Source organism: Paraburkholderia acidicola (assembly GCF_002362315.1).
Classification (GTDB): Bacteria; Pseudomonadota; Gammaproteobacteria; order Burkholderiales; family Burkholderiaceae; genus Paraburkholderia; species Paraburkholderia acidicola.
In genome coordinates this window covers 679,147-704,287 of record NZ_MTZV01000004.1, presented here as the reverse complement: position 1 = coordinate 704,287, position 25,141 = coordinate 679,147, and the positions used below count along the sequence as shown (strand labels likewise).

The 25,141-nt window shown below is 63.9% G+C and carries 24 protein-coding genes; 10 read left to right on the top strand and 14 right to left on the bottom strand.

Annotated elements, in window-relative coordinates:
* Positions 1–136: 136 nt before the first annotated feature.
* Entirely contained in the window at positions 137–1,357 is a 1,221-nt protein-coding gene (locus tag BWP39_RS13385; RefSeq protein ID WP_096720865.1) for an MFS transporter, read from the bottom strand.
* 383 nt (positions 1,358–1,740) lie between these two features.
* Here BWP39_RS13385 and xdhA point away from each other — a divergent pair, with 383 nt between their 5' ends.
* From xdhA to xdhC, 3 genes are read left to right on the top strand one after another with little or no spacing between them, the layout of a single operon-like run.
* Complete coding sequence (xdhA, locus tag BWP39_RS13380; protein ID WP_096720863.1) at positions 1,741–3,258, top strand: xanthine dehydrogenase small subunit; 1,518 nt, start codon at positions 1,741–1,743, stop codon at positions 3,256–3,258.
* A 50-nt stretch (positions 3,259–3,308) separates the two neighbouring features.
* A complete protein-coding gene (gene xdhB, locus BWP39_RS13375; protein WP_096720861.1) occupies positions 3,309–5,687 on the top strand; it encodes a xanthine dehydrogenase molybdopterin binding subunit in 2,379 nt (792 codons plus the stop codon).
* Positions 5,684–6,313, top strand: coding sequence for a xanthine dehydrogenase accessory protein XdhC (gene xdhC / locus BWP39_RS13370; protein ID WP_096720859.1), 630 nt, complete (start codon positions 5,684–5,686; stop codon positions 6,311–6,313). Before xdhB ends, xdhC begins: the two co-directional genes overlap by 4 nt.
* Positions 6,314–6,324: 11 nt before the next feature.
* Here xdhC and BWP39_RS13365 read toward each other — a convergent pair whose 3' ends face one another.
* The 3 genes from BWP39_RS13365 to BWP39_RS13355 form a co-directional block, all read right to left on the bottom strand.
* The gene (locus BWP39_RS13365) at positions 6,325–7,284 is read right to left on the bottom strand and encodes a LysR substrate-binding domain-containing protein (RefSeq protein ID WP_096720857.1); all 960 of its coding nucleotides are present in this window, start codon (positions 7,282–7,284) and stop codon (positions 6,325–6,327) included.
* 174 nt (positions 7,285–7,458) lie between these two features.
* On the bottom strand, positions 7,459–8,121 hold the full coding sequence (locus BWP39_RS13360; protein ID WP_096720855.1) for a 2-hydroxychromene-2-carboxylate isomerase: 663 nt from the start codon (positions 8,119–8,121) through the stop codon (positions 7,459–7,461).
* A 250-nt stretch (positions 8,122–8,371) separates the two neighbouring features.
* Positions 8,372–9,844, bottom strand: a complete 1,473-nt coding sequence (locus BWP39_RS13355) for a TAXI family TRAP transporter solute-binding subunit (protein WP_096720853.1) — start codon at positions 9,842–9,844, stop codon at positions 8,372–8,374.
* 583 nt (positions 9,845–10,427) lie between these two features.
* Here BWP39_RS13355 and BWP39_RS13350 point away from each other — a divergent pair.
* Positions 10,428–10,781: a BON domain-containing protein gene (locus BWP39_RS13350; RefSeq protein ID WP_096720851.1), complete on the top strand. Its 354-nt coding sequence runs from the start codon at positions 10,428–10,430 to the stop codon at positions 10,779–10,781.
* Positions 10,782–11,011: 230 nt separating this feature from the next.
* Entirely contained in the window at positions 11,012–11,263 is a 252-nt protein-coding gene (locus BWP39_RS13345; RefSeq protein WP_096722546.1) for a hypothetical protein, read from the top strand.
* 25 nt (positions 11,264–11,288) lie between these two features.
* Here BWP39_RS13345 and BWP39_RS13340 read toward each other — a convergent pair whose 3' ends face one another.
* The 4 genes from BWP39_RS13340 to BWP39_RS13325 form a co-directional block, all read right to left on the bottom strand.
* Positions 11,289–12,077 carry a sulfite exporter TauE/SafE family protein gene (locus BWP39_RS13340; RefSeq protein WP_096720849.1) on the bottom strand — a complete coding sequence of 263 codons (789 nt, stop codon included), beginning with the start codon at positions 12,075–12,077 and terminating at the stop codon, positions 11,289–11,291.
* Positions 12,078–12,284: 207 nt separating this feature from the next.
* On the bottom strand, positions 12,285–12,929 hold the full coding sequence (locus tag BWP39_RS13335; RefSeq protein ID WP_096722544.1) for a LysE family translocator: 645 nt from the start codon (positions 12,927–12,929) through the stop codon (positions 12,285–12,287).
* Positions 12,930–13,087: 158 nt separating this feature from the next.
* Complete coding sequence (locus BWP39_RS13330) at positions 13,088–13,981, bottom strand: SDR family NAD(P)-dependent oxidoreductase (RefSeq protein WP_096720847.1); 894 nt, start codon at positions 13,979–13,981, stop codon at positions 13,088–13,090.
* Positions 13,982–14,050: 69 nt separating this feature from the next.
* Positions 14,051–14,794 (bottom strand): SDR family oxidoreductase, encoded by a 744-nt coding sequence (locus BWP39_RS13325; RefSeq protein ID WP_096720845.1) that lies wholly within the window; start codon positions 14,792–14,794, stop codon positions 14,051–14,053.
* 123 nt (positions 14,795–14,917) lie between these two features.
* On the opposite strand from BWP39_RS13325, the gene BWP39_RS13320 reads away from it, so the two are divergent.
* Positions 14,918–15,820: a LysR family transcriptional regulator gene (locus BWP39_RS13320; RefSeq protein WP_096720843.1), complete on the top strand. Its 903-nt coding sequence runs from the start codon at positions 14,918–14,920 to the stop codon at positions 15,818–15,820.
* 206 nt (positions 15,821–16,026) lie between these two features.
* On the top strand, positions 16,027–17,688 hold the full coding sequence (locus BWP39_RS13315) for an HAL/PAL/TAL family ammonia-lyase (protein ID WP_096720841.1): 1,662 nt from the start codon (positions 16,027–16,029) through the stop codon (positions 17,686–17,688).
* Between the two features lie 21 nt (positions 17,689–17,709).
* Here BWP39_RS13315 and BWP39_RS13310 read toward each other — a convergent pair whose 3' ends face one another.
* The 5 genes from BWP39_RS13310 to BWP39_RS13295 all read right to left on the bottom strand — a co-directional run bounded on the left by BWP39_RS13310 (position 17,710) and on the right by BWP39_RS13295 (position 21,205).
* The gene (locus BWP39_RS13310; protein ID WP_096720839.1) at positions 17,710–18,489 is read right to left on the bottom strand and encodes a response regulator; all 780 of its coding nucleotides are present in this window, start codon (positions 18,487–18,489) and stop codon (positions 17,710–17,712) included.
* A 38-nt stretch (positions 18,490–18,527) separates the two neighbouring features.
* Positions 18,528–19,034: a hypothetical protein gene (locus BWP39_RS13305; protein ID WP_133116869.1), complete on the bottom strand. Its 507-nt coding sequence runs from the start codon at positions 19,032–19,034 to the stop codon at positions 18,528–18,530.
* 8 nt (positions 19,035–19,042) lie between these two features.
* A complete protein-coding gene (locus BWP39_RS31965) occupies positions 19,043–19,198 on the bottom strand; it encodes a hypothetical protein (RefSeq protein WP_170043855.1) in 156 nt (51 codons plus the stop codon).
* Between the two features lie 164 nt (positions 19,199–19,362).
* The gene (locus BWP39_RS13300; RefSeq protein WP_207556796.1) at positions 19,363–19,716 is read right to left on the bottom strand and encodes a hypothetical protein; all 354 of its coding nucleotides are present in this window, start codon (positions 19,714–19,716) and stop codon (positions 19,363–19,365) included.
* Positions 19,717–20,068: 352 nt separating this feature from the next.
* Positions 20,069–21,205, bottom strand: a complete 1,137-nt coding sequence (locus tag BWP39_RS13295; RefSeq protein ID WP_096720835.1) for an NHL repeat-containing protein — start codon at positions 21,203–21,205, stop codon at positions 20,069–20,071.
* A 463-nt stretch (positions 21,206–21,668) separates the two neighbouring features.
* Here BWP39_RS13295 and BWP39_RS13290 point away from each other — a divergent pair, with 463 nt between their 5' ends.
* A complete protein-coding gene (locus tag BWP39_RS13290) occupies positions 21,669–22,181 on the top strand; it encodes a DUF2844 domain-containing protein (protein WP_096720833.1) in 513 nt (170 codons plus the stop codon).
* A gap of 11 nt (positions 22,182–22,192) precedes the next feature.
* Positions 22,193–23,419 carry a DUF3443 family protein gene (locus BWP39_RS13285; RefSeq protein WP_207556795.1) on the top strand — a complete coding sequence of 409 codons (1,227 nt, stop codon included), beginning with the start codon at positions 22,193–22,195 and terminating at the stop codon, positions 23,417–23,419.
* Between the two features lie 153 nt (positions 23,420–23,572).
* On the opposite strand, the gene BWP39_RS13280 is transcribed toward BWP39_RS13285, so the two are convergent.
* Complete coding sequence (locus BWP39_RS13280; RefSeq protein WP_235851445.1) at positions 23,573–24,109, bottom strand: YbhB/YbcL family Raf kinase inhibitor-like protein; 537 nt, start codon at positions 24,107–24,109, stop codon at positions 23,573–23,575.
* A 241-nt stretch (positions 24,110–24,350) separates the two neighbouring features.
* Between BWP39_RS13280 and BWP39_RS13275 the strand changes: the two genes are divergently transcribed.
* Complete coding sequence (locus BWP39_RS13275) at positions 24,351–25,133, top strand: class I SAM-dependent methyltransferase (RefSeq protein ID WP_096720829.1); 783 nt, start codon at positions 24,351–24,353, stop codon at positions 25,131–25,133.
* Positions 25,134–25,141: the final 8 nt, after the last annotated feature.

The window sequence follows — 25,141 nt, the reverse complement described above, 5'->3', positions numbered from 1 at the left end:
AGTTTTTTTAAGCTGGGCGGCTCGGCCCACGTGCGATTGTTGCGATCGGCAGCGGCAAGCGCCTGTGTCCTTGCGTGAATAGCAAAAGCGAACGTCGGCTCGCAGTGCATTGACTGCAAGCCGACAAAAAAACGTCCTACAGCGCCGCAGGCGCGTTCGGCACTTTCGTATTGCGCGTATAAAGCATCGCCGACAGCACGACCCCGCCCGCGGCAGCCAGCGCAGCAAAGAGGAACACCGAGCCATAGCCGAATTCACCTGCAACATAACCCGCGAGCGGCCCGGTAATCCCCAGCGACAGATCGAGGAACACCGAGTAAGCGGACAGCGCCGCACCGCGGCTTGCCGGCGGCACCAGCGCGACGGCCTCGACGCCGAGCGCCGGAAAGATCAGCGCGAAGCCGAATCCCGTCAACGCCGCGCCGAGCAGCGCGATGTGCGGCTCGGGCGCGAGCCACAGCATCAGCAAGCCGGCGCACTCGAATGCAAACGATGCAATCGCCACGCGGAAACCGCCATACGTCTTGATCGTGTTGGCGAACAGCAGACGCGAACCGACGAACAGCGTGCCGAACACCGTCAGCGACAGCGCCGCATTCGGCCACTGCCGAGCCGCATAAAACAGCGTGATGAACGTCGCAATCGAACCGAAGCCCGCCGACCCCAACGCCAGCCCGATGCCATGCGGCAATACGCGGCTGAACACGCTGCGATACGACATCCGTTCGCCATGCACGAGCGGGACCGGAGCGATCAGCCGCGCGAGGTAGTAGCCGAGCGCCGCGAGCGCGATCACGACGACGCCGAGCGCCCAGTAACCGATGCCGTGCGAAATGCCGACGCCGAGCGGCGCGCCGATCGCGAGCGCGCCGTAGGTCGCGATGCCGTTCCATGAGATCACGCGCGCGTTGTTCGTCGTGCCGACCCGGCCGATGCCCCACAGAATCGCGCCGGTCCCGCACAGACTTTCGCCGAAGCCGAGCACGAGCCGGCTCAGCACGAGCAGCGTGAGACTGACGCCGGTCCACTTGCCGCATAGCACCGCGAGCAGCAGCAAGATGCCGCTCGCGCCGCAACCGAGCAGACCGATCGACACCGTCTTCTTCGGCCCAAGCGTATCGGCCGAACGACCCGCCAGTGGGCGCGACGCTAGGGTCGCGAGGTACTGCACGCTGATCGCCGCCCCGGCGAGCACGGCGCTGAAGCCGAGGTCGTTGTGCACATAACCGGGCAGCACCGCGAGCGGAAGCCCGATGGTCAGGTAGCAGATGAACGTGAAAGAGACGACCGGAATGATCTGCAGGGTCGTAGCGAACTGGCTGCCTGATGTGGCGGGGGAGGTTGAGTCGGCGGACATGGGGAAAACGAGACTTGAAATCGGCAGGAAGGCGTGATTTTCCCATGGAACCGGTTCTGTTGCAGGGGACGCTTAATAATTTTGGCCTGCAAAAAACGGTGTCGGATGTGTGTGAAGCGGTGAAAACCATATATCGGGCCGCACGGCGGGCGTTTCCGCGAGCGGTAGCTGACCGGGAAATGTCGTTTTATGAGTATAAATTTGTAAAACAGTCCAAAAACACACCACTTCTATAAGTCACCAGGCCGCCGAACATCGAGATTTATCGCTCCAGCGATATATCCCGCATGCGGATGCGCCTATGGGTTGCCAATATTGAAGGTGATAGCGTTCGAACCGTCCCCGCAGCACGGCCCAGCAGGCCAGAACAATCGAGACGAAACATGAGCCAGCCGATCCGCTTCTATCACCGCAATGCGATCCGCGAGATCCGCAATACGCCCGTCACCCGCACCGTCCTGCAATACCTGCGCGAAGACGCGCGCTGCACCGGCACCAAGGAGGGCTGCGCCGAAGGCGACTGCGGCGCCTGCACCGTTGTTATCGGCGAGCGCAACGCCACGGGCGGCGTGAGCTTCAAGGCCGTCAACGCGTGCATCCAGTTCCTGCCGACGCTCGATGGCCGCGCGCTGTTCACCGTCGAGGACCTGCGCCAGCCCGACGGCTCGCTGCATCCGGTCCAGCAGGCGATGGTCGAATGCCACGGCTCGCAATGCGGCTTCTGCACACCGGGTTTCGTGATGTCGATGTGGTCGCTGTACGAAAAGCACGGTCACGAGCAAAGCTGCGCCAACCGCACGGTGCCGTCGCGCACTGAAATCAGCAATGCGCTGACCGGCAACCTGTGCCGCTGCACCGGCTACCGGCCGATCGTCGATGCCGCCGTGCAGATGTTCGACGCCCCCGCGCCGAAAGCACCAGTCGATCTCGAAGCACTGTCGAACACGCTCGCCACGCTCGAGCGTCACGACACGTTCCACTACGCGCACGCCGGCCAGCAGTTCGATGCACCACGTACCGTCGAAGCACTCGCGCAGATCAAGATCGTGCAACCGGCTACGCGGATACTCGCGGGCAGTACCGACATCGGCTTGTGGGTCACGAAGCAGATGCGCGAACTGGGCGACATCGTGTACGTCGGGCAGATCGCCGAACTGCAACGCATCGCGGTGACCGACGGCTGGATCGAGATCGGCGCCGGTGTCAGCGTCGAAAAGGCGTACGCGGAACTCGCGCGGCATTACCCCGAACTGACCGAGATGTGGCAACGCTTCGCGTCGCTGCCGATCCGCAATGCGGGCACGCTCGGCGGCAACATTGCGAATGGCTCGCCGATCGGCGATTCGATGCCGGGGCTGATCGCACTCGGCGCGCGGGTCGTCGTGCGAGGCGGCGAGATCGAGCGCGAGATGGCGCTTGAAGACCTGTACCTCGCGTATCAGAAGAAGGATATGGAAGCACACGAGTTCGTCGTCGGCTTGCGTGTGCCGACCCGCACCGGTGTGCGCGCGAATCTGCAGTTCCGTACCTACAAGCTGTCGAAGCGCTTCGATTCCGATATTTCGGCGGTGTGCGCGGCGTTCTCGTTCATCGCGGATGGCGACACGGTCCGCGAGCCGCGTATCGCATTCGGCGGCATGGCCGCGACGCCGAAGCGCGCCACGCACGCCGAAGCGGTACTCAACGACGCCGAGTGGCACGAAGCCACCGCGCAGGCCGCGATGCATGCGCTCGCGAAAGACTACGCGCCGCTTAGCGACATGCGCGCGACCAGCGACTACCGCGTCGAAGCCGCGAAGAACACGCTGTACCGCTTCTGGCTCGAAACGCGTCCGCACAATCCGCTGCCGAAGGCCGCGCTCGATGTGCGCGCCGTCGAAGCCGCCGGCGCAAGTGCGTAAGAGAGCCACAGCCGGGCTACAGCAATACCGAGGTACGGAGAACCATTCGAATGAACCAGCAAGCTGAGCCGTTCCTGAAGGACGCGCAGAATCTCGACGACCTGATCAACGACTTCACGCAAGTCCACGTCTCACGTCCGCATGAATCCGCGCACCTGCACGTCAGCGGCCGTGCGACCTACACCGACGATATTCCCGTCGTCGCCGGCACGCTGCACGCGGCACTCGGTCTGTCGACGAAAGCGCACGCGCGGATCGTCTCGATGTCGTTCGATGCCGTGCGCGCGACACCGGGCGTGATCGCGGTGCTCACCGCCGAAGACATTCCCGGCGCCAACGACGTCGGCCCGATCATCCACGGCGACGATCCGATTCTTGCCGACGGGATCGTGCAGTACGTCGGTCAGCCGTTCTTTATCGTCGTGGCGACGTCGCACGACACGGCGCGCCTCGGCGCACGGCGCGCCGAGATCGTCTACGAAGAACTGCCCGCGATCATGACCGCGCAGCAAGCCCGCGCTGCCGATTCGCGCGTGCTGCCGCCGATGAAGCTCGCACGCGGCGACGCCGGTACGAAGATCGCGCGCGCGGCACACCGTGACGCCGGCGAGATGTTGCTCGGCGGTCAGGAGCAGTTCTATCTGGAAGGACAGATTTCGTATGCGGTGCCGAAGGACGACGACGGCATGCACATCTGGTGCTCGACCCAGCACCCGACCGAAATGCAGCACCTCGTCGCGCACGCACTCGGCATCGCATCGCATAACGTGCTGGTCGAATGCCGGCGCATGGGCGGTGGCTTCGGCGGCAAGGAATCGCAGTCGGGGCTGTTCGCGTGTTGCGCGGCGCTCGCTGCATGGAAGCTGCTGTGTCCGGTCAAGCTGCGCCCCGATCGCGACGACGACATGATGGTCACCGGCAAGCGCCACGATTTCCACTACACGTATGAAGTCGGTTACGCCGACGACGGCACGATCGAAGGCGTTGGGGTCGACATGACGTCGCGCTGCGGTTTCTCGGCGGATCTGTCGGGACCGGTGATGACGCGTGCCGTCTGTCACTTCGACAATGCGTACTGGTTGCCCGATGTATCGATTGCGGGGTTTTGCGGCAAGACGAATACGCAGTCGAACACGGCGTTTCGCGGCTTCGGCGGTCCGCAGGGTGCGTTCGCGATCGAATACATCATGGACGACGTTGCGCGTTCGCTCGGACTCGATCCACTCGATGTGCGCCGTCGCAATCTGTACGGCAAGACCGAACAGAACCAGACGCCGTACGGCCAGGTCATCGACGATAACGTCATCCACGAACTGCTCGACGAGATCGAAGCGACCAGCGATTACCGCGCGCGTCGTGCCGCGGTTCGCGAGTTCAACGCGAACAACGAGATCCTGAAGAAGGGCCTCGCGATCACGCCCGTGAAGTTCGGCATTGCGTTCAACGTGACGCACTTCAATCAGGCGGGTGCGCTCGTTCACATTTATACCGATGGCTCGGTGCTCGTGAATCACGGCGGCACCGAGATGGGCCAGGGGCTCAACACGAAGGTCGCGCAGGTCGTGGCGCACGAACTCGGCATTCCGTTTGCCCGTGTGCGCGTCACCGCAACCGATACGAGCAAGGTCGCGAATACGTCGGCGACGGCGGCATCGACGGGTTCGGATCTGAACGGCAAGGCCGCGCAGGACGCGGCGCGCCAGTTGCGCGAACGCCTCGCCGCATTGGCCGCCGAGCGCTATGGTGACGGCAAGATCAGCGCCGCCGACGTGCGCTTCGGCAACGGCGCGGTCAGTGTCGGCGGGACGATCGTGCCGTTCGACGAACTGGTCGCGAAGGCGTATCTCGCGCGGGTGCAGTTGTGGTCCGACGGCTTCTACGCGACGCCGAAACTCTACTGGGATCAGGCGAAGCTGCAGGGCCGGCCGTTCCATTACTACTCGTACGGGGCGGCAGTGTCGGAGGTCGTGATCGATACGCTCACGGGCGAGATGCGTGTGCTGCGCGCGGATGCATTGCACGACGTCGGCGCGTCGCTGAATCCGGCGCTCGACGTGGGTCAGGTCGAGGGTGGTTTTATCCAGGGCATGGGCTGGCTCACCACCGAGGAACTATGGTGGAACGCGGGCGGCAAGCTGATGACACACGCGCCGTCCACCTACAAGATTCCAACCGTCAACGACACACCGCCCGATTTTCGCGTGCGGCTCTTCAAGAACCGCAACGCGGAGGACAGCATTCACCGCTCGAAGGCGGTCGGCGAACCGCCGCTGCTGTTGCCGTTTTCGGTGTTCTTCGCGGTGCGCGATGCGGTGGCGAGTGTCGCCGACTATGCGGTCAATCCACCGTTGAACGCACCGGCCACCGCGGCGGAAATTCTTCGCGCGGTCGGTGCGGTGCGTGAAGCGGCGCGGGCGAGGGCAGCATGATTGCCGGTCTGCGTTCATCGTCTGCAAGCGCGGCCGATGCGCCGGTGCGCATCGGTCGTCGTAGTAGTGCACCGCCGCAGCCGGGCAAACCGATGCACATCGTGCTGTTCGGCGCGGGCCACGTCGGGCACGCGCTCGTCACACTGCTCGGCATGTTGCCGTGTGTCGTGCAATGGGTCGACGAGCGCGACGAGCTGTTTCCCGATGAGGTCCCGGCGAACGTGCAGGTCGAAGCCACCGACACGCCCGATGCAATCGTCGATAGCGTGCCGGCAGGTGCCTATTTTCTGGTGATGACGCACAACCACGCACTCGATTTCACGCTCGCGACGCGCATCATGCGGCGGCGCGACTTCACCTACTTCGGCATGATCGGTTCGAAGACGAAGCGCGTGAAATTCGAGCGTCGTTTGATCGAGCGTGGTGTTGAACCCGAGCGGCTCGCGCAGATGACCTGTCCGATCGGCGTGGCGGGAATCATCGACAAGGCGCCGCATGCGATCGCGCTGGCTGTGTGTGCTGAGTTGCTGCAAATCCGTACGCGCGAGGCTGCGCCTGCCGCGTTCGACGCCAACGCTAACGCTAACCTAAGCGCGTCGTCACACGGCGTCACTGCAAACGTCTAACGTGTCCGGAATCAAACAACCCGCGCACGCCCGCGCCGCGTCCCCTTCGCAATCAACGTCTCCGACACCTGCGCCATCAACCCGCGCAACCAGCCGATATCGCTCGGCCGATCGGGCTGCGGATGCCACAGCTGATAACACTTGATCCGCGGAAACGGAATCGGCGCCTCGACCACCGCGAGCGGCAACAGGCTCGCGTAGTGCATCGCGAAGCGTCGCGTCGTCGTGAAGATCAGATCCGATTGCAGCAAGACCTGTGGCACGAGCCCGAAGTACGGCAACGTCGTCACGATATGCCGCTCGGCGTGCGCTCGCGCGAGGCCGATATCGATCGCACCGCCGCGACCGCCGCTGTATGGCGTCGGTGCGAGATGCGGGGCCGCGAGATACGCATCGCGAGTGAGCGGCGTCTGCGCGAGCGGATGATCGGCGCGCATCATGCAGACCACCGTATCGGAGAACAGGTCGCTGCGGGCGAAGCGCGCATCGGGTTTCGGCCAGTTGCCGATGACCAGGTCGAGTTCGCCGGCATCGAGCGCAGCGGTGTGATCGAGCATCGGATTCAGCGAATCGATCTCGAGATGCGCATGCGGCGCGGCCTCGCGGAACTGCGCGATGACCGTCGGCATGAAGAAGTCGTTCAGGTAGTCCGGTGCGGCGACGCGAAATGTGCGCCGCGAGCGCGCCGGATCGAAGTCGCCGTGCGGCGTCGCGACGAAGTCCACTTCACGCAACGCGCGCTGGGCCGCGGCGAGCAGCGACGCGCCGTATTCGGTGGGCACCATGCCCGATTTGCCGCGTACGAGGATCGGATCGTTGAGCGTTTCGCGCAGCTTGCGCAAGGCGGTGCTGATCGCGGGCTGCGTCTGGTTCAGGCGCAACGCCGTCTGCGTGACGCTGCGCTCGACCAGCAGCGTGCGCAGCACACGTACGAGCCAGATATCGAGGGAGGCGGCGGTGTCGTCGTCCATGATTAAACGGGGCAAGGCAGGTCCGGATGAAGCGGTGCGCGCAACCGGCTTGCCGGACAGTTCGCGCGCAGGGTCGCGAAGTCCATAACCTTAGGCTGTTTCAGGCGCGCCGGCATAGCGCGAGCGGTATGGCCGGCATCACGGGGCGCGTCGGTGCGTCGGTGCGTCGGTGAATCAGGACTTCTGGGGTGTCGAGGTCGTGGCGATGCCCAGTGGTAGCGAGCTGATCCGCTTCACTTCCTTCGATTCGAGCCAGTTCGGCGTACGCGCGCAGTACAACACCATCGGCAACGCATCTTCGCCCCAGAACAACTGGTCGTTCATGCGGAACGTCGGCACACCGAACACGCCGAGCTTGATCGCTTCGGCGGTATTGCGCTGCAACTGTGCTTTCGTTTCCTCGCGTGCGATCAGCTCTGCGCCGTCGGGCACACCGACGCGCTCGCAAAGCAGCGCGAAGCCTTCGTCAGTCGACGGATCGCGGCCCTCGCGCCAGATGAAGCGGAAGATTTCGCGCACGAAAGCGAGGTCGCCTTTTGCCGCGATTGCGAGCAGCAGCGGGCGGGTCGGATCGAATGGATGGGAGGGCGGCATGCGGAACGGAATGCCGAGCTGGTCCGCGCGAAACAGCGCGTGGCGGTACGTGTAGATGCGCTTGGCGGGTATTTCGGCCGCGACCCGTTGCCCCCAGTGGCGGTATAGATCGTGCAGCGAGACGGGCACCGGCACGAATGGCATGCCCGGCCATTTGTCCTGTTGTTCGAGCAGCAGGTACGTGAACGGCGAGACAAAATCGTAAAACCACAGCGGCTGTCTGGCGTCGATGCCATCGGTCATGGATGTCTCCCGGAATGCGTTCGTCCCGGCAGGCCGTCGCTGCTGGCTTGCCGGAACTGTGTCGATCTTACGCGGTGCAAGGCGCTGCTGCACTGGTTTTGGCAAGGCGGCGTCCGGTGCCGGGAGCTGGCGTGTGCGTTGGGCTCATGTGGCAGCTCGTGTGTTCGACGATGCGCGCGCCGGATCAGCGCGGAAGATCCATACGCCAGACCCGTACGGCAGATCCATACGCCAGATCCACGCGCCGGATTCAGGCGGATCGCGTCGGCGCCGCTGGGTTCGCGTTATCGGCCCCACGACCGGCATCGGACGGCCCCGACGGCCCGGCCGTATCGCTGACGTCACCGGTATCGCCGCTATCACGTGGTACACGCGAGAGCCGCGTCCGCACAAAGCCAATGTGTTCGCGCAGCACGTAAAACTGGTCGGCATAAGCGAGCGGCATCTTCAGCCCATTCACCGATTCCTCAATCGAGTCGAGTTTTTCGAGCAGCGCTTCGCGCTCGGCCGCCGAGGTCTCGCTGAGCGCGCCACGCTCGATGGCAATCAGCGCCCCATACCAGCGGTAGATACGCGATTTCACCCGCCATGCATACAGCGACGGCACGAGCCGCAAGCCCGGAATCAGCACGACGACGACCGGCACCAGCACGACGAGCAGACGATCCGCGAGGCTCGCGAGCCAGAACGGCAGCACGCGATAAAGGAAGCTCTTGCCCGACTTGTAATAGCGCGCGGCGTCGTCGCTGATCGGGAAATCGTGGGTGAGCGGCGCGGGAAATTCGCCCGCCCGCGACAGCACGCTCGCCTTGCCGTGGACCTCGCGTGCGGCTTCGATCAGCAGGTCCGACAGCGCGGGATGCAGCGAGTCGCGCGCGACCAGTTCGGCGGTGGGCGCGACCATATGGATCGTCGCGGACGGCAGGTTCTTGCCGAGATCGAACGCGCCCGGCGGCAGATCGACCGTGGTCAGGTAGGGAAAGCGCCGCGTGTACGCGTCGGCCTGCGTGAAGTTGTAGAACTGGATGCCGGGCGTGCGGTACAGCTTGCCCATCACCGGCGGCTGTGCCGAATCGCCGGTCAGGAACGCAGCGTCGATCTTGCCGGAGGTCAGCGCCTGGGCCGCTTCGTCGCCGGACAACGGCAGCAGCGTCGTGGGACCCGTATCCGGCGTGATGCCGTTTGCCTTCAGCAAGGCGAGCGCCAGTTCGCGCGTACCGCTGCCTTCGGCGCCGATGGCGAGGCGCTTGCCCTTGAACTCGGAGAGCCGCGCGACAGTCGGGCCGCGATAGAAAATGGCCAGCGGCACGTAGGCCACGCTACCGAGCGACACCAGCCCGCTGCGCGATGCGGCGGGCGAGATGCCGTCCTGGACGAAGCCGACGTCGGTGTCGACGTTGGGATCGGTTAGCCGCTTGAGGTTATCGAGTGAGCCTTCGGAGGTCAGCACGACGAGCGTCACGCGATTGCGCGCAAGGATCGTCTTGTACTTCTCGGCGGCAACCCAGAACGTGCTGCCGCGCGGGCCGGCGCTAATGGTCAGGGTATCGGGCGGCGCGGGCTGGATCAGCCGGAAGGCGAACCAGATTGCCACGAGGCTGATCAGCAGGATGGGACCAAACGAGACAGCCAGATCGCGCCAGGAAATCGCCACGAAGCGGGCGACGAGACGGGGCTTGCGCGAAGCCCTGGGAGCGGAGTCGGGACCTTTTGAAGGTTTCATTGGATAGGTAACGATGACGTCCTGGCAACGAGCAGCGGGCGCTTAAAAGGCGTGTGGCGCGGGCGCCCGGCGCTGCTGCGCATGTTCGCGCCGATGGTACATGAGATTACCTCGCGCAGCGGTTCGGCCGGGGCGCCCCGATGTCACAAACGAGTAACAAATGGTGAACGGGCGCGAGCGGACCATCGGTCAATAAGCGCATTTTCACCGCCCCACGACACCCACGATGCGGTGCACCAGATGGTGAGATCCACGGCTGTGGCGGGCAAACCCGGTCACTAAACCCTTTGCGCTTCTCGCGCGGCTAGATTAAATTGTGCATCGCTGCCGCGATTGAAGGTTCGCGGCGCGACCCGGCAAGGAACCAGCAGAACCGGGCGCGTCGCAGGTCCGCGCGGCATGTCGGCTGACGCATCCGTATCGGGTCTGCGCAGCCGCAGCCTCTCGCCTCTCGCACACCGTGTCGCAGCCATAGTCGGCCGTCGCCGCCGCGCCTTGCAGGCGCCGCGCGTCCGGGCCGCCGGTAGTCGTAACGAAGCCGCTGGGTAGATGCGGTCCAAACCGAAGTACAAAAGGAGAAATCATGAAATCGGTCGATTTTCTGAAGGCGTTGGGTGGTGTAGTAGCCGTTGTGGTGGCGTGCAACGTGTATGCGCAGGCAAGTGGTGCTGACGCATCGACGGCACCGGCCGCCGCAACGACGAGTGCCAAAACCGTCAAGAAGGCTGACCGCCAGCTGGGCCGCAAGGTGCGCGCTGCGATCAGCAAGGCGCAAGGCGTCGATGTGTCGAACATCTCCGTGCGTGCACGTGGCGGCGCTGTCACGCTGACCGGCTCGGTGCCCGATCAAGGCCAGATCGACAAGGCCGGCGCTGCGGCGCAAGGCGTGGCTGGCGTGACGTCGGTATCGAACAAGCTGTCGGTGGTGCAGCAGTAAGCGTGCAGCATTCGCCGGTGTCGGCCCGCGCAGCGCGCGGGCGATGCGGGCCAACAGGCTGAACCCATGACGGGCTCCGGTGCTTCACCGGGGCCCGTTTTCTATGGCGCGCACGCTCCCGTCGATGCGTCGCGGATGGTTAAACGTCCGCGATTTCCGCACGTGGCGAATGACACACAAATTACGCAGCTTCCGGCGTACTGTGTGAACGTGCAATGGGAGCGGACGTCATGGAAAGGGCACTTGAGCGCTACACCGACCTGCCGATCGGCGCACGGGCGGCATTTGAACTGGTCTGCGCGCGGCACGGATTTGCGCCCGCGCATTTCGAGGTGACCGCAGGCGCCGACCCGGACGATGCGGCGCATCGTCCGCTCGTGACGATCCGTCGCGGCGGCTGGGCGCAGTCGTATTTCGCCGACGAAGCGGGTCACTGGGTCAGGCAGTTCGAGACCGATCTGAACTGCCGGTTCTTCAAGTAGGTGGTGCGGCTTCAGATTTCAGGTATTACGCCAGCACGAGCCGCACCCCGACCAGCGTCAGCGTTGCTGCAAGAATATTGCGCAACAACGCATCCGGCGCCCGCGACGACAGCAGGCTGCCCACCGCGATCCCCGGCAGCGAGCCGACCAGCAGCGACAACAGCATCGACCAGTCGATTGAACCGAGCAGCCAGTGCCCGGCGCCCGCGAGCAACGTAAGCGGCACCGCATGCGCAATATCGGAGCCGACGATGCGCGTGGTCGGCAGTGTCGGATACAGCAGCAACAGCACCGTCACGCCGATCGCGCCGGCTCCCACCGAAGTCAGCGACACCAGCACGCCGAGCACCGCACCGGTCAGCACGGTCAGGCCCAGCGTGCGGCCCTGGCTCGGCGCACGGCCGCGCTTGGCGGCCAGCGCCGCGAGCTGCGGCCGGAACACCAGCGCCACCGAAGTGAGCAGCAGCGCCGCGCCGAGTACGACCTGGATCAGCCGGCTGGCGCCCGGCGTGTCCATGCCATAGCGATGCAGCACGATCAGCGTAATCGTCGTGGCGGGCACGCTGCCGGCCGCGAGGCGCGTCGTGATCTGCCAGTCCACGGTGCCTTTCAGTCCATGCACGAGCGTGCCCGTCGCTTTCGTCGCGGCGGCGTATAGCAGATCGGTGCCGACCGCGGTGGCCGGGTGGATGCCGAACAGCAGCACGAGGATCGGTGTCATCAGCGAGCCGCCGCCGACGCCCGTCAGCCCGACCAGGAATCCGACGCCCAGCCCGGAGAGGGAGTAGAGCAGTTCGATGTGGGGAAAGGCCATTGAGCAGACCGCGGACGGTCGTCGGATGCAGGTTGCGAAGTGCGATGTCCGGGGCGGCGCGTTCGTTCAGGCGAACGTGCGCCCGGTGGCGCGGCGAAAGTCCGCTATTGTCGCAAAACCGGGCGCTGCGTGCTTTGGGGTGCTTGGGCGTGCGTTTGCGTGCCGGTCACTGCGGTTCCGCGGCGGCTGCGCTGCTTCCTCAAGCAGTCACAGCGCGCGGCGAATCTCAATCGCACCGAACGCCGCGAGCCCGAGGCCGACGAGGCGATCGATCAACAACCGCACCCGGCTCCCGAGCGCATGTCGCGCAAGCGATACCGCCGTCACGAGCACGCACCACCACGCAATCGAACCGCAGAACACACCCGCGACAGTCGTCAACGCCGCGCCGGCCGAGAACGGACCGCGCGGCGCCAGCGTCGCGAACAGCGCGGCGAACATGATGATGGTCTGCGGGTTGGTCAGCGTCAGCAGGAGCGCGCCGCCATACGCGCGCAGCGTGCCGGCGTGGCCGATCTTCGTGTCGATGGCCTCTCCGTTGCCGCCGCCATCCGGTTCGCTGGATGCTTTCTGGAAGACCGCGCGCAAGCCGAGGTACAGCAGGAACAGCCCGGCGCCCAGATGCAGCATGCGGTCGTGCGTGAGAATGAAATGCGACACGCCGACGAGTCCCAGCGCCGCGATCAGCCCATAACACGCGTCGCCGCTCGCGATGCCGAAGCCGATTGCGAGCCCTGTGCGCGGCCCGTCGGTCAGCGTGCGCCGGATGCACAACATACCCATCGCACCGACCGGCGCGGCTATCGCGAGGCCCACGCCCGCGGCTGTCAGGAAAAGACCGGTGTTGAACATTGCCGAAAGCTCCTTGCACGACAAACGGACTGAATGAAAACGAAACCGGAAGCAGTCCGTGAACAGCGCGGGCGCTTCCGGCGGCGATTTCGTCAGCATAGCGAGGTCGAAACGCCCCGGCAATCTCCGTTATCGCAGCGGACCTGCTGGTTGCGTGTTTAGCGCTGCACGCGGGCTTCAAGCAGATCGCCCATACCGATGCGCTTCGCGAACTCGATCCGCACGCGCTCCGATACCTCGAACACCTCGGTGGCGCCGTCGCCGACGAAGTCGATCAGCGAACGCATCGGTCGCGTGCCCGCGGGCAGACCGACGATGCGTACGATCTCGTCGGCCACCGCGCGCGGGTCGGCGTGGGGCGGTGTGAGTGCGCTCAGGCGTTCGCCGATGCGGTCCATCACGCCGTCATAGCGCGAGTACGCCGCAACGGTGTCGGCATCGGCGGGTTTGCCGGCGCTTGGGAAATGGTCGGTGCCCTGTGTGAAGGCACCCGGCACGACGATCGACGTTTCGATCCCGAAGCGCACCAGTTCGTAGGCGAGCGTGACGGCCAGCGAATCCATCGCTGCTTTTGCCGCACCGTACGGTCCCATGAACGGCGGGAAGCCGCCCTTGGTCGTCGTGCTGCTGATCCACAACATCAGTCCGGCTTCCTGGGTGCGCAGGTACGGCAGCACTGCGCGGTTCACACGCTGCGCGCCGAGCACGTTGGTGTCGAACACCTTGACGATTTCTTCGGGCGTGAATGCCTCGGTCGGACCGGTGACGAGGTGGCCGGCGTTCTGCATCACGACGTCGATGCGTCCCTGGGCGTGCACGATTGCGGCGGCCGCGGCATCGGCGGAAGCTTGTGACAGCACGTCGAGTTCAAGGGGGTACAAAGCGATGTTGCGTTGTGCCGCGAGCGTGCGCAGTTCGTCGGCGCGTGCGCGGTTGCGGCCTTCGATGTCGCGCATCGTTGCATAGACGGTATGACCTGCTTCGGCGAGCGCCTGTGCGCTCAGTTTGCCGATGCCGGTGCCTGCACCGGTAACCAGAATGACGGATTGCATGGTGATGCTCCTTGTGCGTTTGATGAGTTCGGCGAGGTTCGCCGGTAGTCGGTGCTGTGCGGACCGCGCTCAGGCAATGCCGCCATTCGCGCGCAGGATCTGGCCATTCACCCAGCCCGCGTCGGGACCGGCGAGGAACGCGACCACCGACGCGATGTCGTCCGGCTGGCCGAGCCGTTGCAATGGCGGCATCTTCGCGAACGTTTCGATCTGCGCCTCGGTCTTGCCGTCGAGAAACAGCGACGTCGCGATCGGACCCGGCGCCACCGCATTCACGGTGATGTTGCGGCCGCGTAGTTCCTTCGCGAAGACGTGCGTGAACGCTTCGACGGCTGCTTTCGTCGCGTTGTAGACCGCGTAACCCGGCAGATTCAGCGCCAGCGTCGTGCTGGAAAAATTGATGATCCGGCCGCCGTCGGCGAGACGCGCCGCCGCTTCGCGCAGCGTGTTGAAAGTGCCGCGCACGTTGATGTCGAAAGTCTGGTCGTAGAGCGCGTCGCTGGTGTCGGCGAGCGGCAGCGTCTTCAGAACGCCCGCGTTGTTGACGAGCACATCGACCTTGCCGAGTTGAGCTTCGGCGGTGTCGAACAGGCGGCGCACGTCGTCGCTGCGCGAGACATCGGCCCGCACGGCGATCGCCTGGGCGCCCGAAGCGCGCAACTGTTCGACCAGCGCTTCGGCGCTCGCGGCACCGGCGGCGTAGTTGACGACGACGGCGAAACCGTCGGCGGCGAGACGCTGCGCCACGGCAGCGCCGATGCCGCGCGAGGCGCCGGTCACGATGGCAACGCGGGGTTGGGTGGACGTGTTCATGATTCGTTTCCTCTCAAGTGGGTGGTGAGTGAACGAATCATCGTGCTTATCGATGATTAGATAATCGGGTAAATTTTGTTATTATCATTCCATTCGCTTTAACAATACGCGTGAGTCACCCCGATGGACCGTTTCCAGGAAATGCAGGCATTCGTGCGGATCGCCGACCGCCAGAGCTTCACCCAGGCCGCCGACGACCTGCAGATCCCCCGCGCCACCGTGACCAACCTGCTCAAGCGCATGGAGCAGCGGCTCGGCACGCGGCTGCTCGAACGCACGACGCGCACGGTGCGCCTCACGCCCGATGGTGAGGCGTATTACCGCCGCTGTATCCGGCTGATCGCCGACCTCGAGGAAGCCGAAGGATCGTTTCGCAATGTCGAGCCGAAAGGGCTGCTGCGGGTGAACCTGCAGGGCACGCTCGCGCGGCATTTCGTCGTGCCGGCACTGCCGGCGTTTCTCGAGCGCTTTCCGCAGATCGAGCTGCAGGTCGGCGAGGACGACCGGCTGGTCGACCTGGTGCGTGAGGGCGTCGATTGCGTGTTGCGGGCGGGGTATCTGCAGGATTCGTCGATGGTCGCGGTACGTGTCGCGCAGATGGAGCAGGTGACGGTGGCGAGCCCCGCGTATCTCGCGCGCTTTGGCGAGCCGATGGAGCTGGCGGCGCTGACTGCGCACCGCGCGGTGAACTATGTGTCGAGCGGTACGGGCAAGAACGTACCGCTCGAATTCGTGGTCGACGGGCGTGTCGTGGACGTCGTGATGAACGGCGTGATCGCGGTGACGGGCGCGGACCTTTATACCGGGTCGGCGGTAGCGGGGCTCGGGCTCGTGCAGGTTCCGCGCTACCGGATTGCGGACGAACTGCGCGATGGCCGGCTCGTTGTCGTGCTCGCCGATTGTCCGCCGCCGCCGATGCCGGTCTCCGTGCTGTATCCGCACAACCGGCAGCTATCGTCGCGGGTGCGGGCGTTCGTGCAGTGGTTGCGCGATGTGTTTCAGACTGCTGGTGGCGAGTCGCAATAGCTCGATGTCTTCGACGAGATCACGCGTTGATTTCGTGCGCGAACGAATCTGTATCGGCGGATCGCGTGCATCACCGTACCGGTACCGCGCAGCCACGCTGCGATAAGCTGACGCCTCGCTGCATTCAGGCGCGATCGGTGCGGCAGAGTCCGACAAAAACCGACGCTCGCAGCGCACGTTGAGTCATTTATCGAAAGGGCGGTTCCATGACAGGCAATGCTTCGCAGCAAGTGGTACTGGATGGCGCGAATGTGCGCGCCGCGGACATCGTGGCGATCGCGCGGCACGGTGCCCATGTCGCGCTACACGACGATGCGCGTGCGCAGCTCGAAGCAACCCGTCACTACATCGACGAGCACTGGCTAACCGACGATGCGCCCCTGATGTACGGCTTCAACACGGGTGTCGGCGCATTGAAGAACAGGCGCATCGGCGTTGCATCGATAGCGGAGTTTCAACGGAACCTGATCTTCGCGCATTCGGCTGGCACAGGCGAGCCGATGCCGAACGAAGTGGTGCGCGCGATGATGGCGCTGCGCGTCAATGCGTTCGCGCGCAATTATTCGGGTGTCCGGATCGAGGTACTCGACCGCTTGATGGCGATGCTCAATCACGGCATCACACCGGTCGTGTCGGCGAAGGGCAGTGTCGGCGCGAGCGGCGATCTCGCACCGCTCGCACTGATGAGCGGCGCAATGATGGGCTTGCCGCAGAGTCGCGTGGAGTTTCGTTCGCAGATCATGTCCGCTGCGGATGCGTTCACGCTCGCGGGCCTGCCGCCCACCTTCGATGTGCTCGCCAAAGATGCGTCCGCGCTGATCAACGGGTCGACTGCTTCGCTGGCTTACGCGGTACTCGCCGCACACGATGCGCGTGCGCTGCTCGACGACGCGACGGTTTCGCTGGCGTTGTCACTTGAAGCATTGCGCGGCGAACTGTCGTGCTTCGACGAGCGCGTGATGCTGGCGCGTCCGCACAAGGGCCAGCTCCGCGTTGCGCTGGCGCTGCGTCGCGTAGTAGACGGTAGCCTGCGCTGCACCGAATCGTCTCGCCAGGTGCAGTTGTGGGGCACCCCGGGCCTCGACCCCGCCGACGCGGGCACACCGCACATGCCACCGCTCGCACCGCGCATCCAGGACGTGTACTCGCTGCGTTGCGCGCCGCAAGTGCATGGCCCGGTGCTCGATGCGCTCGATTACGTCGATGGCATTCTGCAAACGGAGATCAACAGCGCTACCGATAACCCGCTGATTTTCTCCGAATCCGACAGCAGCTATCACGTCATCTCAGGCGGCCACTTTCATGGCCAATACGTTGCGCAAGCGATGGATCTGCTCGCGCTGGCGGTGACCGATCTCGGCGCGATCTGCGACCGGCGCAGTGCGCGGCTCGTCGACCCCGCATGCAACTTCGGCATTCCGGCGGGGTTGATCGCGACGCAGCCCGGTGTGAACTCCGGCTACTCGGTTGTGCAAAGCATGGGCACGGGGCTGGTGCTCGAGAACATGGGACTCTGTTCTCCTTCGAGTGCGACGAGCCTGCCAGCCAAAGGCAACACCGAAGATCACATCAGCAACTCGTGTTACGCAGCGCGACGTACGCGCACGGTCGTCGAGAACACGCAGACCATCGTCGCCGCGGAGATGATGCTTGCCTGCCAGGCACTCGATCTCATCGAGCGCGATCTCACGGGTTATCCGGTGGGGCAGGGCACACGGGCCGCGTGGGATGCCGTGCGCGCGCATGTGCCTGCGGCGCTCGAAAGCGACCGCTGGGTGCATGGCGATATCGATACGCTGCGTGGGGCGGTGGTGCGCGGCGAGATCTCGCGTGCGGTTGTGCGGGTGTGCGGTTCGCTGCTCGGTTGATCGATTGATACTGTGCGTGCGTTATGGTGCGCGTTGCTCTTCGACCACCCCAGCGATCACTCCAGCGACGACCTCACGCGGCCTCGGGGCAAACTGCTCGCCGCCCGGCACGAAGATGTACCCGTGGCCGCGAACCGTCTGGATCAGCTTGGGCGTGGAAGGGCGCACTTCGATCATCTGACGCAGCCGCCACACCAGAACATCCAGCCCTCTCGCCATGCGCTCGTCGTTCGGCCCGAACAGCAACGCGGCGAGCTGTTCACGTTTGAACAGACGCATCGGCTGGTTGACGAAAATTCTCAGCAACTCGAACTCCCGGTCGGACAGCATGATCGGCTGTTCGTCGTGATGAACCATACGTGAACGGATATCGAGCGTGAAGGGGCCGAACGCCACGCGCCACGATTCGTGCAAGGCACTCACGGGCCGCGCCGCACTCGCTCGCCGTAGCACGGCCCGGATGCGCGCGAGCAGTTCGCGCAGATTGAGCGGCTTGCCGATGTAGTCGTCGGCGCCCATCTCGAGACCGATGATGCGATCGACATCGTCGGCCGATGCGGCCAGCATGATCACAGGAATCTCGTTGCCCGACGCTCTCAGATTGCCCAGTGCCGTCAGTCCGTCGCCACCGGGTTGCATGTGATCGAGCAGCACGAGATCGGGCGTGCTGTGTTCCAGGCAGCGCTCGAGCAAGCCCGCACTCGGTAGCGTGCTGACCTCGATGTCGTGGCGTTCCAGAAAATCGCCCAGCGATTTGCATAGTTCGACATCTCTATCGACAACAAGTATCCGGGTTGCCATTTTAGAAGCGCTCTCTCTCACAGGGAGTGGGCTACGGGTTAAGGCTGCACTTCGTTTCCATCCGGCGTGGTCCAGTAACCAGGATGCCAGTAGCCGTCATCGTCGATGTAAGCGGGCGACCAGAGGGCGTTGGGTGCCTTCGGTGCGGTCCGCTTCACGGTCGGACCGACAGTCCGGACCGCGGGCTTTCGATGGTGACTGACAACGTGTTGAGCGTGCCGTTGTACGGGCGTCCGGCTCACGGGTTTGGTACGCACAGGCGGAGACGAAGATGAACTCAAGGTCGCAGTCGAAGTGACGGATGCAGGCACCGATGCGGATGCAGGCAGCGGTGGCATGTTCGTCAGATCGGGTGCCGCACCGGACATCGTTGCCGATGCGGGCGCAGGCGCCTGCGACGAAGCGGAGTGCGTAAGCATCCCAGGTAGAACCAGCAACGTGTACGTACCGGCCAGACACAGCACGATCACCGACGCCGCTGCGGCCCCGATCAACCAGACAAGGGCGCGCGGCAGACGATTCGTCACGTTCGATTCAGGGGGCATGATGTTGTTTACCAGTGTCCGGGATGGTAGTAACCGTACACGTCATAGTGCGCCGGGTGCCAGTAGGGCGCATATCCAGGCTGCGCGGGAACGACCACGCAGCCGCTCAGGCTCGCGATCGCAACCGCAGCGGTCAGCGCGGCAAGCAGGGTTCTTGTTTTCATTTCAATACTTCCACGGGTAATCGTCGACATTGCATGTGACAGCCCATTAAACAATCGGTAATCAAAAATCCGTCGCTGTCACATGCTTTGCATCGTCGGAAAATCTGCAGGCTCGCACCTGCGAGAACAGATGGCGTCCACTGGCGGAGCGCATACGCGCCGGCTTACCAGCGATGCCAGCCAGTGCGTCTCCAGCCAGCGTGCCAGCCCGGGCCCCAACCGCCGCCCCAGCCCGGATGAGCGGCATACCAGCCGCCACGATCCCAGTAGCGATGTCCGTCCCAGTAGCGACCGCCATACCATCCGACCGCGATCACGGGTCCGCCTACGACGACCGGCGGCGCGATGACGACAGGGGGCGGCGGAGGCGGCACGGCGATGACGGCGGGCGCGACCACCACCGGTGCAACGGGGACGCCAACCGCGACGCCTACGCGGACCCACGCAAAAGAACTGGTCGATGCACACAGCGCAACCGCGCCGGCGCAGGAAAGCAGTAACAGGTGTTTCGGTTTCAAGATCGTTTCTCCTAACGGACGTTGGATGCGGACGACGCTGATCAAGGTGTCCACATGATCTTCAACGTCCTGCAACCAGCGATCCGTCGTGAGAAAAAACTTTGTTACGAATGTTCGGGCTGGGTAAGAGAAGGTCGCTCGGTACGCTTGCGCTTGCGCAGGGGCTGCAACAAGGCCTTCAGCAAATCTAGTCTGCGAAACAGCGATGTCCATAAGGACCCGGATGCGTACCCGGCGGACAAACGAGTCCCGTCACAGGGCTCACCGTGCATCCGCTTACCATCGCGAAAGCACTACCGATCACGCTAACCAGCAACAACGTTCTTAGCACTCGCATGTCAGTTCCTCAAACTTAAGGCAGCGGCGCAATCTGCAGCACCACGCTGTGATTCGGTGCGGTCGTATAGAGCGTCTGCCCCACGATTGCGAGAGCGTCGATCGTCGGTAACGGCCGCGGCAGCTGTCCCAGGTTCAGGCCAAACTGCCCGGCGATACCTGCAACCGTAGTGACGATCCCCGCCGGAGAAATCTCGCGAATCGTGCCGTTGTTCACGTCGTTCGCGTAGACGTTCCCTGAGGAATCGGTGGTGAGATTACCGAGCCCGTTGAACGTCGCGGCCGTGCCCGGACCGTCCGTCGCGCCCGATGTCGCGGTCGACCCGGCGAGCGCCGTCACCACACCGGTCGTGCCATTCAGCGCGACCTGATAGAGCACGCCAGCGTTCGCATTGATATCGTCGTCGGCAATGTAAAGATGGTTGCTGCTGTCGACCGTCATGTCCTGAGGATCGATGAGACCAACCGGCGTGCCCGACGAGTTGACCAGTTGAATGACGTTGATCGCTCCCGACGGCGTGATCTGCGTGAGCACATTTGCACCGGTACTGGTGTCCGTCGTGAACACATAGGCATTGGACTGCTGGTCGACGGCGATGCCTGCACTACCGTCTGTCAACAGCGCCTGTCCGGTTGCCGGGTTGGTCACGGTCGTGACCTGACCCGACGCTGTGATCTTGCGTACGGCCAGAAAATCGGAACCGGCGACATCGTCGGTGACGTAGACGTTGTCGGTTGCATCGACGGCCAGTTCTTCCGGGCCGCCGAACTGTGCAGCCGCGCCGAGGCCATCCGCGGAACCGTTCGCACCGGCTGTGCCCGCAAGTGTCGTGACGACGCCATTGGTAATCTCGCTCACCGTGAAGTTGCCGTTGTCGGCCACAAACAATTTGCCGGTGTTGTCCACGATGAGACCCGTCGGTGTGTCGAACAGGGCAGAGGCGATCGCACCGGTGGTCGAGCCAGGGTTATCCGGTTGCCCTGCATAGACACTGATCGATGGGGCGTTGGGGTTGACCGGCGGAGGCGATGAGTCGTCGTCACCATCGCCGCCGCTGCCGCATGCTGCGAGACTGCACGTTGCAACGAGGATGGCGAGGAGCGCAGAGATCCGGACACGCGTTTGCTGCGACTGCTGAGGGCGTATTTTCATAGCTTGGTACTTGGTATGGGCCGATTGCATGGTCGAGGTACCCAGGCGCGTCGATATGCGATGTATGCGGAATCGGATATCGACCTGCCGGGTTGGGGGCTGTGCTTCGTTTATACGCAGCGCTATCCGCAATCCGTCGCTTTCCAAAGAAATCTTTTCTCGACTTACATTTGGTAACTGAAGGAAATGAATTCCCTCTTTGGGGTTCCTAAGCTCCGTCGTAAACTCAATGGCATTCGATTGGCATGGAATCGACAGCTTGAATGCGCGCGTAGCGTCGCTCGTGTCGTCTTTTCGACGTCGCGTAATGATTTCGTAATAAAAATATCGGATACACGGTTTGAAGTCGGCGTTCGGCGCACTGATAATTGCGCGTACCGATGTGCGCGTAATCGCGGGCAGGACAGCTCTACCGGTTAGTCGGGATTCAATCGGCATTCAATTGAGAACGTCTGGAGAAGACATGAACCTTCGCATCGTTTGCAGTGCGATGGCATTCGCGGCCGCGATTGCTGCGCTGCCTGCCCATGCCGAACTTGGCGGCGCGCCCACGTGGCCAGCCGGCACTGCGACCTCGAGCGCAGCGGCTTCAACGTCGGGTACGTCGAGCACCTCCGGCACACTTGCCGTGCGTCGCCTGAGCGCGAACGCAACGACGGCCTACACGGTCAATACGACCACGCTGACAGGCGGTACCGTCGTGCGCGAATACGTCGGCTCGAACGGCAGTGTGTTCGCGATCGCCTGGCAAGGGCCGCAGATTCCGGGACTCGCCACGTTGCTCGGTACCTACTTCCCCGGTTACGTGCAATCCCTGAACGAAACGCGGGCCACGCGAGGCACCGGTTTCGGTGCGGCGAGCGTGCAGCGCTCGGACCTCGTGGTCCAGAGCGGCGGACACATGGGCGCGTTCGCCGGGCGCGCCTGGCTGCCGCCGGCGCTGCCGGCCGGCGTGAGCGCTAACGACATCCAGTGATCGGGGGAAACATGATGCGCAAGATTGTCTGGCTGGCCGCGGTAGCGGGACTGTGTGCAGGACTCGCGGCGTGCGGCGGTGGCGGCGGGAGTAATAACAACTCGTCTTCTGGCAATTCGAACACGGGCTCGGGCTCGTCCAATGCGGCGAATTCAGTATCGGTCGCGGTCTCATCGGCGGGCGGCAATGTGCGGAATTATCCGATGGTGAGCGTGACGATCTGTGCGGCGGGCAGCAATGCATCGTCGAACTGTTCGACGGTTCCTAACGTGCTGCTCGACACGGGGTCCTACGGGCTGCGACTCTTCGCTTCGGCGATTCCGAGCAGCACGCCGCTTTCGAGTCTGCCGAACGTCAATGGCACTTCGCAGCCGATGGCCGAATGCACAAGCTTCGGTTCGGGCGACACCTGGGGTACGGTGCTTGCCGCCGACATCAAGATGTCCGGAGAAATCGCTTCGAACCTGCCGATCCAGGTGATTCAGGATCCGACGCTCGCCGCGTCGATGCCGCGTAGTTGCGCGAACGGCACCTCTATCAACACACCTACCGTTCTCGGGGCCAACGGCATTCTCGGCGTCGGCGCTGCGCAGAGCGATGCCGGCGTGGCCACGTACTTCGCGTGTTCCGGGACGAGCTGTACTCAGGTGACGCCCACGAACACACAGATCATCATGAACCCTGTTGTGCAGTTTCCGAACGACAACAACGGTGTGATCATCCAGTTCGCCCAGGTGCCCGATACGGGTGCGGGTAGCGCGACGGGTACGCTCGTTTTCGGCATCGATACGCAGTCGAACAATGCGCTGGCCGGCACGGGGGCGACGATCCTGCCCACGGACGGGAACGGCAACATGGCTGTCTCCTTCAACGGCACGTCCTATCCGGCAGGTCCATCGGGTGCGTTCTTCGATTCGGGTTCGAACGGTATCTTCTTCAACAGTTCGCTGCAGCAGAACAGTGCCGGCACGTTCTACAGTCCGCCGAGTACGGTAGCCATGAGCGCGGTACTGACTGCTGCGAATTCGACGTCGGCGACCGTGCAATTCAACGTCGCGAACTCGGACTCGTTGTTTAACACGGGTAACTACGCGTTCAACAATCTTGCGGGGACCGCGTCGACCGGTCTCGATCTGGGCATGTCGTTCTTCTATGGCCGGAACGTCTATCAGGGGATCGCGGGGAAGACATCGACGGGCGGTGGTTCGGGCCCGTATGTCGCGTACGTGTCTAACTAGGCGCGGGTGTATAACCACCTTGCGTTGCGTATCGGCAGGCTGCGATGCGCAACGCCGGAAGGTGGCCTCAGTTATGCGAGTCGCTGCGTGCGACTCGTGCGACACGCGGGCGATTGATCGCCTGCGCGTTTCGTGTCTTACTGCGCGTCGCAGTTACCGCCCGTAGCGCAACACGATACTCGTCGCCGCAAGGACATGGTCTTTCAGCGCCGCCTGCAATCCGTCGCGCGTGAGTCCGGCAGGCAATGCATCGGGCGCGAGATCGAGTGCATACGCCTGCACGACGTAGTGATGCGCAATCTCCCCAACCGGCGGGCACGGACCGTAGTAGCCCGAATGCCCCGTGCGATTCGTACCACCGACGCTACCTTCCGGCGCGGGGTGTCCCTCATCGAGCGAATTCACTGCAGCCGGAATCCCGTACTGCACCCAATGAATGACACCGAGCCCCTTCGCTCCGTCCGGGTCGTAGATCGTGATCGCAAAACTGCGCGTGCCTGCGGGGATGTGCTGCCATTGCAGCGCGGGCGAAACATTCTCGCCGCCGCACTGGTTGGCGCTCGACGCATGACGCGAATCGAGCGTTGCGCCATCGGGGAGACCCGGTGACGATAGCGTGAACGCATCGGCTGCGGGCGCGGGTGCAGCCACTGCGTGCAGCGCCGCGATCGTGAACACACCGGCGAACATCGGACGTACGAGCGCGCGAAGAGAAGATCGGCGAATCATGAGGTGGCTTCCTTTAGCGTTGTCAGGCGGATAGCCTACGGTCGATATACCGTCAGGGCATCGGGGCGGTCCGAAGCACGCATGGTAAAACAGGTCACGCATGGTTATGCTGGTGGCCGTTTCCGCTGTACGGACACGTCGCCGTGTCCAGCATCCCTCAGGCATTCCTCAGGTATCTATCAGGCAGGAACAGGAACACCTCATGACATCATCGAACCACGACGTTCATCACGCCGCCCAGGGCTACACCACGACCGCCGACAACTATGTGCGCGGTCGTCCCGACTATCCGCCGGCCGTCGCCGGCTGGCTGCGCGAAACGCTCGGTCTCGCAGCGGGCCGCACCGTCGTCGATCTCGGCGCGGGCACTGGCAAGTTCACGCCGCGCCTGCTGGAAACCGGCGCAAACGTGATCGCCGTCGAGCCCGTCGAGCAGATGCGCGACAAGTTATCGGCGGCATTGCCGCAGGTCCAGGCGCTGGCCGGTACCGCTGCGGCGATTCCGCTCGACGACGCATCGGTGGATGCCGTGGTGTGCGCACAGTCGTTCCACTGGTTCGCGACCCGTGAGGCGCTCGCCGAGATTCATCGCGTGTTGAAACCGGGTGGGCGCCTGGGGCTGGTGTGGAATCTGCGCGATGCGCGCGTGGGTTGGGTGGCGCAGCTCGATCGCATCGTCAATCGTGCCGAAGGCGACACGCCGCGCTATTACACCGGTGCGTGGCGCAGCGTGTTTCCGTTTGCGGGTTTCAGCCCGCTGCAGGAAGCGCATTTCTCGATCGGTCACACCGGGTCGCCCGAGGATGTGATCGTGGCACGCGTGCGCTCGACCAGCTTTATCGCCGCGCTTCCTGAAGCAGCACGCGCGCAGATCGATGCCGAAGTGCGTGCGCTGATCGCGGCGGAGCCGGAACTTGCCGGTAAGGATGTGGTTACGCTGCCTTATGAAACCGCAGCGTTCTGCACAATCAAGGAAGGCGCGTGAACAGGCAC